The organism is Paenibacillus lactis (assembly GCF_017873605.1).
Classification (GTDB): domain Bacteria; phylum Bacillota; class Bacilli; order Paenibacillales; family Paenibacillaceae; genus Paenibacillus_AQ; species Paenibacillus_AQ lactis.
The window spans coordinates 650,082-665,350 of record NZ_JAGGKI010000001.1 but is presented as its reverse complement, the minus strand read 5'-3'; the positions used below and the strand labels follow the sequence as shown (position 1 = coordinate 665,350).

The 15,269-nt window shown below is 53.7% G+C and carries 10 protein-coding genes and 1 pseudogene; 10 read left to right on the top strand and 1 reads right to left on the bottom strand.

Annotated elements, in window-relative coordinates; genetic code table 11:
• The first annotated feature begins 1 nt into the window (after position 1).
• Positions 2–1,366 (top strand): replicative DNA helicase, encoded by a 1,365-nt coding sequence (gene dnaB / locus J2Z18_RS02715; protein ID WP_007129199.1) that lies wholly within the window; start codon positions 2–4, stop codon positions 1,364–1,366.
• 236 nt (positions 1,367–1,602) lie between these two features.
• Positions 1,603–2,889, top strand: coding sequence for an adenylosuccinate synthase (locus J2Z18_RS02710; protein ID WP_144870886.1), 1,287 nt, complete (start codon positions 1,603–1,605; stop codon positions 2,887–2,889).
• 476 nt (positions 2,890–3,365) lie between these two features.
• On the opposite strand, the gene J2Z18_RS02705 is transcribed toward J2Z18_RS02710, so the two are convergent.
• Positions 3,366–5,309 carry a glycosyltransferase gene (locus tag J2Z18_RS02705; protein WP_007129197.1) on the bottom strand — a complete coding sequence of 648 codons (1,944 nt, stop codon included), beginning with the start codon at positions 5,307–5,309 and terminating at the stop codon, positions 3,366–3,368.
• Positions 5,310–5,632: 323 nt separating this feature from the next.
• Between J2Z18_RS02705 and J2Z18_RS02700 the strand changes: the two genes are divergently transcribed.
• From J2Z18_RS02700 to J2Z18_RS31100, 8 genes and pseudogenes are all read left to right on the top strand, one after another.
• On the top strand, positions 5,633–6,334 hold the full coding sequence (locus tag J2Z18_RS02700) for a hypothetical protein (RefSeq protein WP_210094165.1): 702 nt from the start codon (positions 5,633–5,635) through the stop codon (positions 6,332–6,334).
• A 277-nt stretch (positions 6,335–6,611) separates the two neighbouring features.
• On the top strand, positions 6,612–8,183 hold the full coding sequence (locus J2Z18_RS02695) for a LysM peptidoglycan-binding domain-containing M23 family metallopeptidase (protein ID WP_210094164.1): 1,572 nt from the start codon (positions 6,612–6,614) through the stop codon (positions 8,181–8,183).
• A 1,352-nt stretch (positions 8,184–9,535) separates the two neighbouring features.
• Positions 9,536–10,267 (top strand): response regulator YycF, encoded by a 732-nt coding sequence (gene yycF, locus J2Z18_RS02690; protein WP_007129193.1) that lies wholly within the window; start codon positions 9,536–9,538, stop codon positions 10,265–10,267.
• A complete protein-coding gene (walK, locus tag J2Z18_RS02685) occupies positions 10,267–12,096 on the top strand; it encodes a cell wall metabolism sensor histidine kinase WalK (RefSeq protein WP_007129192.1) in 1,830 nt (609 codons plus the stop codon). Before yycF ends, walK begins: the two co-directional genes overlap by 1 nt.
• Entirely contained in the window at positions 12,093–13,370 is a 1,278-nt protein-coding gene (locus J2Z18_RS02680) for a YycH family regulatory protein (RefSeq protein WP_007129191.1), read from the top strand. The genes walK and J2Z18_RS02680 overlap by 4 nt, the downstream gene beginning before the upstream one ends.
• A gap of 48 nt (positions 13,371–13,418) precedes the next feature.
• A complete protein-coding gene (yycI, locus tag J2Z18_RS02675; protein WP_007129190.1) occupies positions 13,419–14,168 on the top strand; it encodes a two-component system regulatory protein YycI in 750 nt (249 codons plus the stop codon).
• Between the two features lie 7 nt (positions 14,169–14,175).
• Entirely contained in the window at positions 14,176–14,979 is an 804-nt protein-coding gene (locus tag J2Z18_RS02670) for an MBL fold metallo-hydrolase (protein WP_007129189.1), read from the top strand.
• 143 nt (positions 14,980–15,122) lie between these two features.
• Positions 15,123–15,218, top strand: a pseudogene (locus tag J2Z18_RS31100) (MBL fold metallo-hydrolase); the annotation flags it as partial.
• Between the last annotated feature and the right edge of the window lie 51 nt (positions 15,219–15,269).

The window sequence follows — 15,269 nt, the reverse complement described above, 5'->3', positions numbered from 1 at the left end:
CATGGGAGGAGAACTCTATTTCGATCGGGTCCCCCCGCAGAACCTCGAAGCCGAACAGGCGGTGCTGGGGGCCATTCTGCTGCAAAGCGAAGCGCTGATTACGGCGATGGAGCGGGTGCAGACCGAGGACTTCTACGACAAAACGCACCAGATGATCTACGAAGTGATGGTGCAGCTCGGAGAAGAGAATCAGCCGATCGATCTGGTGACCCTCACCTCCCGTCTTCAGGATAAAGGACAGCTGGAGGAAATCGGCGGCGTCAGCTATTTAGCGAAGCTGGCGCATGCGGTTCCGACGGCGGCCAACGTGGATTACTACGCGCAGATCATCGAAGAGAAGTCGATGCTTCGGCGGCTGATTCGAACAGCGACGCAGATCGTGAGCGAAGGCTATACCGGCGGGGAAGATGTGGCCGGCATGCTGAGCGAGGCGGAGCGCCGCATTCTCGAAATTTCCAACCGGCGCACGGGCAGCGGGTTCATTGCGATCCGGGATGTGCTGATGGAAGTGTTCGAGAAGGTGGAGGTTCTGCATCAGAACCGGGGGAGCACGACGGGAATACCGTCCGGCTTCGTTGATCTCGATAAAATGACGAGCGGCTTCCAGCGCAGTGACCTCATTATCGTAGCGGCGCGCCCATCCGTAGGTAAAACGGCGTTCGCCCTGAATATCGCGCAGAATGTAGCGATTCGGGCGAAGGAGACCGTCGCGATCTTTAGTCTGGAGATGTCCGCGCCGCAGCTGGTTCAGCGTATGATCTGCGCCGAGGCGAACCTCGACGCAGGCGTCATGCGGACCGGCGATTTTAAAGGCGATGAGGACTGGTCCAAGCTCACGATGGGGATCGCCGCGCTGTCGGAAGCGGAAATTTATATTGATGATACGCCTGGGGTTACGGTTGCCGATATCCGGGCGAAGTGCCGGCGTTTGAAGAAAGAGAAGGGGCTCGGGATGATTCTGATTGACTACCTGCAGCTCATTCACGGGCGCGGCAAGCCGGGCGAGAACCGGCAGCAGGAAGTATCCGAGATTTCCCGTACGCTCAAGCAGATTGCGCGGGAGTTGGAAGTGCCGGTAATCGCGTTGTCCCAGCTGAGCCGGGGCGTCGAGCAGCGTCAGGACAAGCGTCCGATGATGAGTGACCTTCGGGAATCCGGTTCGATCGAGCAGGATGCCGACATCGTTGCGTTCTTGTACCGGGATGATTATTACAATCAGGAGACGGAGAAGAAGAACATCATCGAGATCATTATTGCCAAGCAGCGTAACGGCCCGGTCGGCACGGTCGAGCTGGTGTTCTTGAAGAACTTCAACAAATTCGTCAATTACGAGCGTACGCATGCCGATGCTTTTGCGGCAGGATAGCCAATCATCTACGAATATATTCGGGAATCATCTGTAGTTCTCGTCCTAATTCCGAACAATCGTACTGCATAGTGTACGATTGTTCGTTTTTTATTTGACTTTAAAAATAAGGACTGTTACACTGGTATTGCTGCCTTTTGTGCAGTTGAGGATATGAAACATGCTTCAAGACGATGTATTTCATAAAGGGTTTGACGAAATAATAAGGGTGCTAATGCCCGGGCGGAGGAATGAATATGTCAACGGTAGTCGTTGTGGGGACACAATGGGGAGATGAAGGGAAAGGGAAAATCACGGATTATTTGGCGGAAAGCGCCGACGTGGTGGCCCGTTACCAAGGCGGCAACAATGCCGGTCACACCATTCTGATTGACGGTAAAAAGTTCAAGCTCAGCTTGATTCCATCCGGAGTATTTTATAAAGATAAAACCTGTGTAATCGGAAACGGCATGGTCGTAAATCCGGCTGCACTGATTGAAGAGATTAACTATATTCACGATAATGGATTCAGCACGGACAATCTGGTCATCAGCGACCGGGCGCATGTCATCATGCCGTACCATATGGTGCTGGATGCTCTGGAAGAGGACCGGAAGGGCCCGAACAAGATCGGTACAACCCGCAAAGGGATCGGTCCTTGCTACATGGATAAAGCAGCGCGCAACGGAATCCGGATCTCGGATCTGATGGATCCCGAGGAGTTCGAGCTGAAGCTTCGCCATATGGTGAAGGAGAAGAATCAGGTGATCACGCAAGTGTACGGCGGCGAGGAGCTTGATGTCGAGGAGATTTTGACGAAGTACCTGGAGTATGCCGAATTCATTCGTCCATACGTCCGCGATACGTCGGTCGTGCTGAATGATGCGATTGATGAAAATAAGAAGGTGCTGTTCGAAGGCGCACAGGGCGTTATGCTGGATATCGACCAAGGCACCTATCCGTTCGTTACTTCGTCCAACCCTTCGGCTGGCGGCGTATGCATCGGCTCGGGTGTAGGCCCATCCAAAATCCAGCAGGTTATCGGAGTAGCGAAATCGTACACGACCCGTGTCGGCGATGGACCATTCCCAACCGAGCTGAACAATGAGATCGGCGACTATATCCGGGAAAAAGGCCATGAATACGGTACTGTTACGGGCCGTGCCCGCCGCGTCGGCTGGTTCGACAGCGTCGTGGTCCGCCATGCCCGCCGCGTCAGCGGAATCACCGGCCTGTCGCTGAACTCGCTGGATGTGCTGAGCGGACTCGAGACTGTTAAGATCTGCACAGCCTACAAATACCGTGGCGAGGAGATCAAGCACTATCCGTCCAGCCTTAAAATGCTGGCCGAATGTGAAGCGATCTATGAGGAGCTGCCAGGCTGGAGCGAGGATATCACCGGTGCGAAGACGCTGGAGGACCTTCCGGAGAATACCCGTCGTTATGTGGAGCGGGTATCGGAGCTGACCGGCATTCCGATTGCGATTTTCTCGGTAGGCCGCAACCGGGAGCAGACGAATCAAGTGCTGCCGATCTACGAATAATGCTGTAGAAGCATCAATTGTCCCAAAATATAGAGACGGAGAACGTCATCTGTTAGACCTGTTGAAGCCTGCTCGGGGGTGAGAACCCGGCAGGCTTTTTATTTTGGGGGCGATGGGGAAGAAGTATAAGATTATACCCCTCCGTCCGAAAAAATTATCCCTCGACCGCAAAGATTTCAACCCTATAATGGAGTTAGAAATAAAGAGCATGACGCTGGGTTTGGAATTGGGGCTAAGACAGCGAACCGCACGGCAGGATAGCTATGATCACAGAGGGGAAGAAGCCATACGCTTCTTAACAAGGCGTACGGCCTTATGGGAGAGCCGGGAATGCTATTCCCGGCAGCATAAAGACCGGAATCATCCGAAAGCGTTACATGCGGATGATTCCGGTCTTTTAACGTGCGTACCCCATTATGGCAGCCATTGCTGAATCCCTTCCATAGATTATATAGATCGGGGAACGAAAGTTAACCTCAATGAGGAATGATGCCTGATACCAATAAACGGTAGAGTGCCTGATACCGATTAAGGAACGCTTCGCGTCCGTAATAAGTCTCTATTTTCTGACGGGCGGCAGCGCTCATTCGCTCTCTCCATTCAGAATGGTCCAGGAGGTACATAAGCTGCTGGGCGTAATCCAGCTCCTCTGCTTCGGAACGCCCGATGAGAACGCCGTCATGGTGCTGGTGAATCAAATCCATCCATCCCCGGACAGCGAAGGCTATGACGGGCACCCCGGCTGCCATCGCTTCCAAGCCGCTAATCGGAAGTCCTTCACTTGGTGAGGTGGACGCCATGACATCCGTAAACTTCAGAATCTGATGCACGTCTCCGCGCGCACCAAGGACAATGATTTTGGACGACAGGGACCCGATGGCTTCGATTACCTGCTGCTTCAACGGACCTTCCCCAACGATTAGAAACCGGTAGCGATCCGCGGAATCGGCAGCGATCATTTGTTTGGCGATGGAAATGAATTTTAACGGGTCCTTGTCGATATTTAGTCTGGCGATGTAGGAGACGACCTTCTTATCCAGCGGGATGTTAAAGCCTTGTTTTAATATGGCATATTCCTCGGCAGTACCGGGGCGATATAAATTCGTATTGATCCCGTTTGGCAGCAGGCAGATTTTCTCGGGATTGATATGGAACAGGCTCGTCAAGGTGTCCTTCATTGACTGTCTGCACACGTTATAGCAATCAATCCAAGGATCGAACTGAACGGAATGCCTTACATGATCCCAGGGCAATTCAGGAACATAGGCGTGAAGCAGGGCAATGGTTTTAAGATGAGGAAATCTCGCTTTCAAGCCAGGCAGTATATTGTAGCCGACTTCGCTGTTGTTGTTATGGAGAATCTGTATGCCCCTGGTTTCGATCAGGTAATGGATGATGGCCTCCATTTGCTCCGGCAGCTCGCAAATCGAAGGGAGCAGAAAGATTTCATCGGTACATTGGTCATATCTCTGGTAAAGCGGGCTTTCCTCCCGTATGGTCGTGACCAGTGTAATGTGATACTGATCTCTGGGCATGGCCTCCAACAGATCCAGAAAGAAGGTCTCCGCCCCGCCGATAATGAGCCAAGGCATGATGATCATAATTTTAATTTTGTCGTCAGCCGGTTTGGTCACCATATAGTTATCTGACTGAATGTTCCAATTTGCCGATATCGCAGACGATTGCCTCATGCTGTACTCTAGCTGTCCGGCATCGAGCATGCTGTAGGCCCGGTGGTGTTTTCTCCGAAGATGTTCGCGAAGCTCATTCTGGCGGGGAAACTGTCTGACGGATTCGGTTTCGCCATGTCTGCGGTAGAAGAACAGCAATTCAGGAATACAGAATCCTCCCCAACCGAGACTGGTCAGCTGGATCCAGAAGTCCCAATCCTCGTAGCCTTTGCCTTGTTCGTCAAATCCGCCCGATCCCTCCCATGCGGCACGCCGAAACATTGAATTCCCCACGACTATATTATCTCTGAGCAGCTGGGCCAAGGAGAAGGGGGGGAGGATCCAAGTCCAATTCTCCTGATCAAATGCCTGAAGATAACAAGTAACGAAACCGACATGAGGGCGAGTATCCAATACGAGCGCCCCCTTCTCCAGCAGCGTATGGTGGATTCGGTCATCGGCATCAAGGCGAAAAATATACTTCCCCCTTGCCTCCCGTATCCCCCGATTTAACGCTGCCGGGATTCCTTTATTCTCTTGTCGAATGACTTTCGTCTTTGGCTTCTTCATGGTTCGGAACAACTCTACGGTATAAGGGTCTGTGGAACCGTCATCGACAACAATAATCTCGATATTTTGAATCGTGGAGGCGAGGCATGAGTCAATCGCTTCCTCGAGATAAACCCCATAGTTATAACATGCGATAACCACGGATACCAGCGGCTCGCTCTCTTGAGAATGTATAAACATGCGTCTAATGTGCCTCCTCTCACTTTGAGATGACAATGCACCACTCTCATTCCGGCTTACTGGCAGACGGACATCGTTCGGCTCTAGCATCTCATGCAACTGGTACTTTATCGTATGCAGGTCCGGCATAGGGGGCATAGGTGATCATATCAGCATGCCGTAATTATGCGAATGCACGGGGTGGATATCCCTGCAATATAGCAATTCTCAATAGAAAATAGAAAGCTTTGAGGTTGAAGAGAACGATAAGCGTCAATACTGGAAAAAGAAGACAGCCATCATTACGCAGTCTTATGGCATGCGGAAGGAAGGAGGAGAGGCGGATGAATCTGATGAAATGGCTGCTGAAGGTCAGCCTGACGGCAATCCTTGTCAGCACATTGACGATTGTGACCACGGGAATCGTTGTGAACGCTTATATTCAGTCGATCCTGTCCAGCCTTAATATTCAGCTTGAGGCTCAGCCTCTAGGAGTCGGAGGCATCATGAAGACGATGCTTGGCTTTGGCGCGGGTGCCGACACCGGAACTGGTACGACGCCAGCCACTTCGGAAACTGTGAATGTGACGAATGCCAATCAAACTTCACCAGACTCCGTGCGAAGCGATGACAAGGAGCCTGGTGCAGACGAGGCAGATGCGGAGACTAACGGGACGCAGGAGGCTGAAGAAACGGATGCAGGCACGGGGGAAACGGAAGGGACGTCCTCCGAGCAGGGGGCTCCGGATGGATCGCTGCCGGTGATGGGCAGCTCCGCGGCCGATTCGGAAACGGCGCCAGAGGACGACCAGATTGTCATGACTCCTGGCGATATTGTAGACCGCAAAGGCAGTCTGCCGCTTGAGGACAAGGAGGAAATCTTTACATTGCTGATGAATAAGCTTCCCCAATCGGAAATGCAGAAAATATCGGAAGCTATGGAGGATGGCTTGACGGAGGCCGAACTCGCGGAGATCGAGGAGGGCATCACCCAATACTTGAGTGAAGCTGAGTACGACAAACTAATCTCGCTGCTCCAGGAATAGAGCAAGGCCAAGAGCTGAGATGCGCCTGGTCACTATTTTGTCACAAATTGCAAGCCGTTTAATATTGGAAGACGTGTGAAAACCCGCATGTGATGCGGGTTTTTTGCTGTTTTGGCAAACTTGAAATGAGCTTAACGGCTATGTTAAAGTATACAAAGATCAAAAAGGTTAAAATTTTGATACCTTTTGACAGGTGATGACATTTTTCAAACGAGCAGTCAACATGTTCAGATGATATGCAGTGATTACATATGAACAAGGCTAGAAGGAGAGGGACATGAAGGGTTTCAAGGGGATACGGTGGGTCGAAGGTTTGCTTCGTCGACAGCAAGCGGATCGCTCCGCCCTACACAACAATTCAACAGACGAGTCCGAGCTGCCTTCTCATCCGGAATCTACTGGACGGGCCGTTCCGCGCAAGTGGATTTGGATGTCGGCAGGGGCTCTACTCCTAGCAGGATCGATATATACCGGCAGCAAGGCTTATGTGAACGCCAATACCATTCCGTTCTATCATGTATATGTAAACGGTCAAGCGATCGGCGCGATTGCTGATGACGCCGAGCTGGACCGGCTGTTTGAAGAGAAGCGACAGGAATTTCAGAAGAAATACCCGGATGTGCTGATGGTTTTGCATACCGATGGGATTACGACGAAAGCGGATCGCTCCTTTAAGCCGGAAATTAACAGCGAGGAAACGCTGAACAAGCTGGACGGCATGCTGAAGGCATACGCTCGGGGCGTCGAGCTGAAGGTGGACGGCAAGACTGTTGCGATCGTCAAGGACCAGGAGACGGCAAGGGCTGCGATTGAGGCTGCCAAGCTGAAATTTGCGCCGGACGCGGATGCGGGGAAGACCAAGACGCAGCAGGTTGCTTTTAAGAAGGTCTCTGCTCAAGCTTCTACCAAGAATAAAGAAGACGCAGAGCTGGAGTCCGTCCAGATCAAGGAAGAGATTACCGTGGCCGGCACGAAAGCCGATCCGAACAAGGTCTTGGATGTGGAGGACGCCGTGAAGGTGCTGACCGGAGCGAAGGACAAGCCGGTGACCTACACGGTGAAAGAAGGGGATACGATTTCCTCGATTGCCAAGCAGTACGGGATGAAATCGTCGGAGGTTATGGCCTTGAATCCGGGGCTTGAGGAAAAATACATGCAGATTGGAGCCGAGCTGCAGCTTACCCAGCCGGAAGCGCTGCTCACGGTGCGGACGGTCGAGACGGTTACCGAGAAGCAGCCGAGCAAGCCGGAGACGATCGTTCGCAAGAGCGACCAGCTTCCTCTCGGGAAGCGTAAGGTTGTCCGCCCTGGGCGAGACGGTGTCAAAACCGTGAGTTACGTGGTCACGAAGGAGAACGGCAGGGTGGTCTCCAAGCTGTGGACCGGGCAAGAGGTGGTTCAGGAGGCGCTGCCGGAGGTTGTTTATAAAGGCACGAAGGTGGAACGCAAAGCGGCTGCACCGAAGGTGAGCAAAAAAACGTCGAGCAGCAAGCAGTTCGCCTGGCCGGTGAGCGGAGCTCGCATCACGAGCTCCTTCGGACATCGCTGGGGACGGAGCCATGAGGGCATCGACGTTGTCGGCGGCAGCACCATTATGGCCGCGGCCTCCGGTCGGGTTGTCTTCTCCGGCCAGCAGAGCGGGTACGGCAATGTGGTCATTGTGGACCACGGCAACGGCTACCGTACCCTGTACGGCCACATGAGCCGGATCTCCGTCAGCAACGGCCAGTCCATCAGCCAAGGCCAGAAGCTTGGCGTGATGGGCAATACCGGTCGTTCGACCGGAACCCATCTCCATTTTGAAATTCAAAAAAATGGAGTTGCCCAAAACCCGATGAAATATTTATAAATCTGTGTTATACTATCGTTACTAGTGACGACATAAGCCATTATTGGTTTTATATATCATAATGATGAAGATGGCCGCTCCTTTACGGGGGCGGCCATTTTCTTCGTTTGCATCTGCTTGGATGGGGGATGGGGATGTCATTGGCAGAACGGGAAATATCTTTCCAGCCTAGTGGCATGGGGTGTCCTTCTCCATCGCTGTTGAATTCGGAAAATTGGAACTACTAATCCCTGATGAGATTTTCCGAATTCAAAGGCGAGCGCTCCGCTTTCCGAATGCCACCCCAAGCTGGTATGGAGGTTTTCCCTTATCTGCAAAGTCCATCCCCATTTCTGTGGAGGCAGATGCTGCCGAAGAGGTGGCCGCTCCCCGTGAACCGGAGCGGGCCATGAAGGCGAGGGTGTGGGAGGCAGAGCGGGAAATATCTTTGCAGTTTAGTGGCATGGGGTGTCCTTCTCCATCGCTGTTGAATTCGGACAATTTGGAACTAATAATCCCTGATGGGATTTTCCGAATTCAAAGGCGAGCGCTCCGCTTTCCGAATGCCACCCCAAGCTGAGTATGAAGGGTTTCCCTTATCTGCAAAGTCCATCCCCATTCCCGTGGAGGCCGATGCTGCCGAAGAGGTGGCCGCTCCCCGTGAATCGGAGCGGGCCATGGAGGCGGGGGGTGTGGGAGGCAGAGCGGGAAATATCTTTGCAGTCTTGTGGCATGGGGTGTCCTTCTCCATCGCTGTTGAATTCGGAAAATTTGGAACTAATAATCCCTGATGAGATTTTCCGAATTCAAAGCGAGCGCTCCGCTTTCCGAATGCCACCCCAAGCTGAGTATGAAGGGTTTCCCTTATCTGCAAAGTCCATCCCCATTCTCGTGGAAGCCGACGCTGCCGAAGAGGTGGCCGCTCCCCTTGAACCGGAGCGGGCCATGAAGGCGAGGGTGTGGGAGGCAGAGCGGGAAATATCTTTGCAGTCTAGTGGCATGGGGTGTCCTTCTCCATCGCTGTTGAATTCGGAAAATTGGAACTACTAATCCCTGATGAGATTTTCCGAATTCAAAGGCGAGCGCTCCGCTTTCCGAATGCCACCCCAAGCTGAGTATGAAGGGTTTCCCTTATCTGCAAAGTCCATCCCCATTCCCGTGGAGGCCGATGCTGCCGAAGAGGTGGCCGCTCCCCGTGAATCGGAGCGGTCCATGGAGGCGGGGGTGTGGGAGGCGGAGTGGAAGCTGGAGCAAAGGAGCGAGTGCTGCATGCATGGGTGTCCTTTGCCCCGGCGGAATGGGTGTGTCTAGGCGGCAGGTGTGTTAAAATGAAAAGAAGACCGTTCAAGTGAAGGTATGAGGTGAACAGGAAGATGCAGGGAACCATTCTGGTGGTGGATGACGAACAGCCCATCGCCGATATTTTGAAATTTAACCTGGAAAAAGAGGGCTATGAGGTCATTTGCGCCTTTGACGGCATCAGTGCGGTCGACATCGCGCTGACTCGGCGCCCGGACCTGATGCTGCTTGATCTGATGCTGCCCGGTAAAGATGGGATGGACGTATGCCGCGAGGTCCGTGCCGCCAACCTGCAGATCCCGATCATCATGCTGACGGCTAAGGACGGAGAGATCGACAAGGTGCTCGGGCTTGAGCTCGGGGCGGACGACTACGTGACGAAGCCGTTCAGCACAAGAGAACTGCTGGCCCGGGTGAAGGCGCAGATGCGCCGGCAGCAAAAGCCTGACAGCACGGCCGATCAAACGGGCGGTACCGGCGCGGGCGGACAAGGCCTGCGGTTGTTCGATCTGTTTATCGATACGGATATGTATATGGTATACAAGGGCGGCGAGGCCCTTGATTTGACGCACCGCGAGTATGAGCTGGTGTATTATTTGGCACGCAATGCCGGCAAAGTGATGACCCGGGAGCATTTGCTGCAAGCGGTATGGGGCTTTGAGTATTTCGGGGACGTACGCACGGTGGATGTGACCATTCGCCGATTGCGGGAGAAGATTGAAGAGAATCCGAGCAAGCCGGAATATATTTTAACCCGGCGCGGTCTCGGCTACCTGATGCGAAGCCCTAAAAACGGAGGCCTCTAATGAAGTGGCTCTCCTTCTTCCGCACGATTCAGGCGAAGGTGATCATCATCTACGTGCTGCTCATTCTGATCGCGATGCAGCTGATCGGGGTGTATTTCGTCAGTGCGATGAAGACGTCCCTGACCAGCAACTTTACGAAGGATTTGCAGGAGCGTGCGGAGCTGATGTCGGTGCTGGCCGCCAAAACCCTTGGCGGCGAGAACGAATCGGAGGAGGATCCCGTGGAAAGCCTGCGCGTCATGGTGAACAATCTGTTCAATCTGAGCGGGGCCGAGATCCAGGTGCTGGATTCGACGGGACGGGTATTGACGACCTCACTGCCTTCCCACGCCGATTATGAGGGCACGAAAAACACGCAGACTGTCGTAAGCCGGGCTTTGCAGGGAATCCAGGACAACGAGGAATACATTATTGACGATGACAATATCCGCAAAAAAGTCGTCGCCAAGCCCGTCATGTATAACGACAAGATCGTAGGCGCGATCTATATCGTTGCGAGCATGAGCGAGCTGTACAATACGATGCAGCGGATTAACAATATTTTTATATCCGGGATTCTCCTGGCGCTGGGCTTAACGGCCGTGCTGGGGGTTATCCTGTCGCATACGATCACGCACCCGATCAAGGAGCTGACGAAGCATGCGCGCGCGGTCGCCGACGGCCGGTTTACCGAGAAAACGCCGGTATTCGGCAGTGACGAGATCGGCCAGCTCAGCCAGGCGTTCAACTATATGACGAGCCGCCTGCGCGAAGCGCTGTCCCAGAACGAAGAGGAGAAGGAGAAGCTTGCTTCGATCCTCACCAACATGAGCGACGGCGTCATTGCCACGGATGAAGCGGGCCGGGTGATCCTGATGAACCGCCGCGCCGGTGAGATGCTGGGCGTGGAAGGCGAGGAGCTGGCTGGACGCGATATCGGGTCGCTCCTTGGCTTGGAGGAAGCGGAATCCGAGGCGCTGGCACGCGGGGAGCATCATGACTCCAAGCTGCTGGAGATCGCGCCGCGCGAAGGCGGAGAGCCGTTCATGGTGCGGGTTACCTTTACGCCGATCCATCGGCGGGAGATCGGGATTACGGGCACCATTGCCGTGCTTCAGGACGTAACGGAGCAGGAGAAGCTTGAGGCTTCGCGGCGGGAGTTCGTGGCGAATGTGTCGCATGAGCTGCGCACACCGCTGACCACGATCAAAAGCTATACCGAAGCGCTTGAAGACGGGGCGCTGGAGGACAAGCAGATGGGGCCGCGCTTTGTCGGCGTCATCCAGAACGAGACCGGGCGGATGATCCGCCTCGTCACCGACCTGCTTCACCTGTCGCGGCTCGATTCCAAGGAAGCGGCGCTTCATAAGGAGCCGACGGATATCGTGGAGATGCTGGAGGATGTCGAGGACCGGTTCTCTTTTCAAATGAAACAGAAGCATATCCGCACCATTATCGATATCAAGCCAGGTGTGTCCGCAGCGATGCTGGATAGGGACGGTATCGACCAAGTGCTTGACAATCTGATCTCCAACGCCCTGAAATATACGCCCGACGGGGGTTCCATCACCATGGAGGCAAGCATCACAGAGGACGGCATGCTGTCCTTATCCGTGAAAGATACCGGGATCGGCATTCCGAAGAAGGATCTGGATCGCATCTTCGAACGGTTTTACCGGGTCGACAAGGCTCGAAGCCGCAATTTGGGGGGCACCGGTCTTGGCCTGTCCATTGCCCGGGAAATTGTTAGAGCCCACGGGGGCTCAATCACCCTTCAGTCCGAGCTGGAGAAAGGTACAACCGTGACCTTTACCTTGCCCCTGAATGACGAGGGGAGGTCAACGCCGTGAAGGAACGATTAAAGACTTTACTGCTGGTCGTGCTGGTTCTTGGCAGTCTCGTGCAAAGCTATGTGCTGATCTACCGCCTGCCGGGCAGCGATTCTGTTGTGCAATCGAAGGATTCCTACATCCGAACCGAGGAGATGGGGCCGGAGGAGAAGCCGGAGAATCTCTTGTATCCCGACAAAATGATCATTCATCTCGGTGAGGACAAGCATACGATCTTTTATCCGAACGATACGTTCTACAATCTGGTGTACAACCGGCTGAAGGGCCGGACCTTCGACAATTTCCAGCGCCGGATGGTAGGCAATATCGACTGGAACAAGGTTCGATCCGAGAACCGGGGCATTGAGCTAAGCTTTGATTCAGGCATCCCGGTAACACTTCTGCAGCGCGTGATGCAGATCGTGCCCGATTCGCTGTTTAGTGGAGAGAGCATCAACAAAATGTGGCTGTACAGCGTTCCGGGCGAGGCGAAGGTTCATGTCATGTTTTTCAGCACCAAGGGAGATGTCGTTTACGAAGCCGTCCAGGCGGACTTGACCGTTCAGGACGTTGATCAGCTGGTCGATTTCGGGTTCAATTGGACGCCATACACCATGGTTAATGGCAGATATTATGTGCCGAACAAGAAGCTGAATATGGTCAGCACCGAGCTGCCGATCGGCGTGTATACGATTGAGCAGATGCAGCGCAGCCTGTTCTTTGACCCTAGCATCACCCGCAATATTCGGGAAAAAGACGGCTCCGAAATTTATACCGACAGCAAGCGCAGCCTGCAGGTGGATCAGGGGCAGCATTGGATCAGCTATACCGACCCGGCTGCGCCGCCGTCGGGAGAGAGCAGTCCGGGCAAGGATGTGCTGTCTGCGATTGATTTTGTCAACCAGCATGGAGGGTGGAACGGAATCTACCGGCTCAGTAAAGCTAGTGAATCTGAGGAGCGCACGCTGGTGAAATTCCAGCAGTACTACGGAGGCTATCCGATTCTCAATACGTCAGGCTTCCAGTACGGCGTGATGGAGCTAGATCTGCAGCAAGGCACGGTGACGTCGTATGAACGTTCGCTGCTTTATCTGGAATCGCCGGCGCTGAGCAAGCAGATGGTGACCCTGTCGGGAGGCGAGGAGCTCCAAGCGAAGCTGGATACGATCGCAGAGGAATCCCGGATTCAGAATTTGGAGCCGGCATATCTGCCGATCATTACAGGAGAAGGGCTGTTGCTTAAACCGGTATGGGCCGTCGAGCTTCAGAACGGAAGTGTGCGCACGCTGGAGTAACGGGTAAAGCAGATTGTGTTGGAATTACGAGAACAAGGAGGGACCGTCATGGATTGGGGCCGGGCTAAAAATGTTTTGATCTACGCCTTTTTGCTGCTGAATCTGGTGCTGGGCTATCAGCTGTGGATCGACTATCGGGAGCAGGCCGGCTCCAGTCTGGACTTTACCTCGCTCTCGGAAAGCACGCAGCAGATCATGGAGAAGAACGGGATTCAGGTGCAGAGTCCGATTCCGTCGGAAACGCCGCAGCTGCCCAAAATCAATTATATCTACAGCGCCGAAATGCAGAAGGAGCCGGTGGAGCTCGAAGAGCCGGTAGATACGAAGCTCATTTACGCCGATGAGAAGGAGCTGCGCAGTGTTCTGCAAGGGACTATACCGAATCTCGGAAACTATCGTCATGATCAGCCCTCGGATCAAGAGCATGTATTTGTGTTCCGGCCGCTGGTGCTGAAGGAATGGCCGCTGTTTAATGTGGAGCTGGAGTTTATCCATGAGTCGCAGAAGATTTATGCGTATCGTGAGCCGGTGTTTGAAATATTGCCGACGGACGGGGCGGAAGAGCAGAAGGTGCTCCCGGCATCCAAAGCGCTGGAGACCTTGATTGAGCGTAATTTCATACCGCGGGATACGGCGGTGAGGGACATACAGCTCGGTTATTACGGTCAGCTGTTCAATACGGAGGACCAGCTGGCGGCGCCGACATGGCGGTTCACGCTGGATAACGGCGAAATGATCTATGTACAGGGAATTAGTGGGGATGTGCTCACACCCAAAAGCGATACGGCAAAGGAGTAACAGAATTATGGGGATATCTTTTTCCGTGCTGTCGAGCGGCTCGACGGGCAATGCGACCATTGTCCGCAACGAGGATACGACACTGCTGATTGATGCGGGCTTAAGTGCCCGGCGCATCGATGAGCTGCTCAAGGAACGTGATATGATGGGAGAAGAAATCGACGGTATTTTGGTAACGCATGAGCATTCCGACCATATTAAAGGACTCGGGGCCGTCGCGCGCAAATACAATCTGCCGATCTATGCCAATGAGAAGACCTGGGAAGCGATGAGCAAATCGCTCGGAAAGATTGCCGAAGAGAACCGGATTGTGCTGGAGAGTCATGAGGTGAAGGATTTTGGGACGCTGCGGGTCGAGCCGTTCGAAATTTCCCATGACGCTGCGGCACCGGTCGGTTACTGCTTCTATGACGGCGATGAGAAGCTTGGTGTTGCGACAGACCTTGGGTATGTGAGCGATAAAGTGAAAAAAGCGCTGGACGGGTCGGACGTGCTGGTGCTGGAGGCGAATCACGATATCGAAATGCTGCGGATGGGACGCTACCCATGGAACACGAAGCGCCGGATTCTCGGCGATATGGGCCATTTGTCCAACAATTCGGCCGGAGAGGCGCTGAGCGAGCTGCTGACAGGCGATACGAAGCGGGCCTATCTGGCGCATCTCAGCTTGGATCATAACATGATGGATCTGGCCAAAATGACCGTGCGCGATACGATGGAGGACCGCGGCTGCTTCTTCAAGGACAGCGAGTTTAAGCTGTGCGACACCTATTATGACCGCTCGACCCCCTGGGATAAGGTCAGCGATTAGTAGGGCCTGTGCTGGCACAGGAACTGCGCGAACCGCTGGGACAGTGGGTGTGTTGGTATGTGCAGTGATTCGTTTCCCGTATATGCAGCGGCAGGCGGGTATAGTTGCATTGTGGCGGCATATACTGAATGGTCAGCTATTGAAACATGAAGGAGCTGGTCCAAATGATCGTGCGCGATACGATGATAAACCGCGGCTGCTTCTTCAAGGACAGTGAGTTTAAGCTGTGCGACACCTAGTTATGAATTAAAAAAACGTTGGAAATCAGTATAATCGAGAGAATAGGCGAA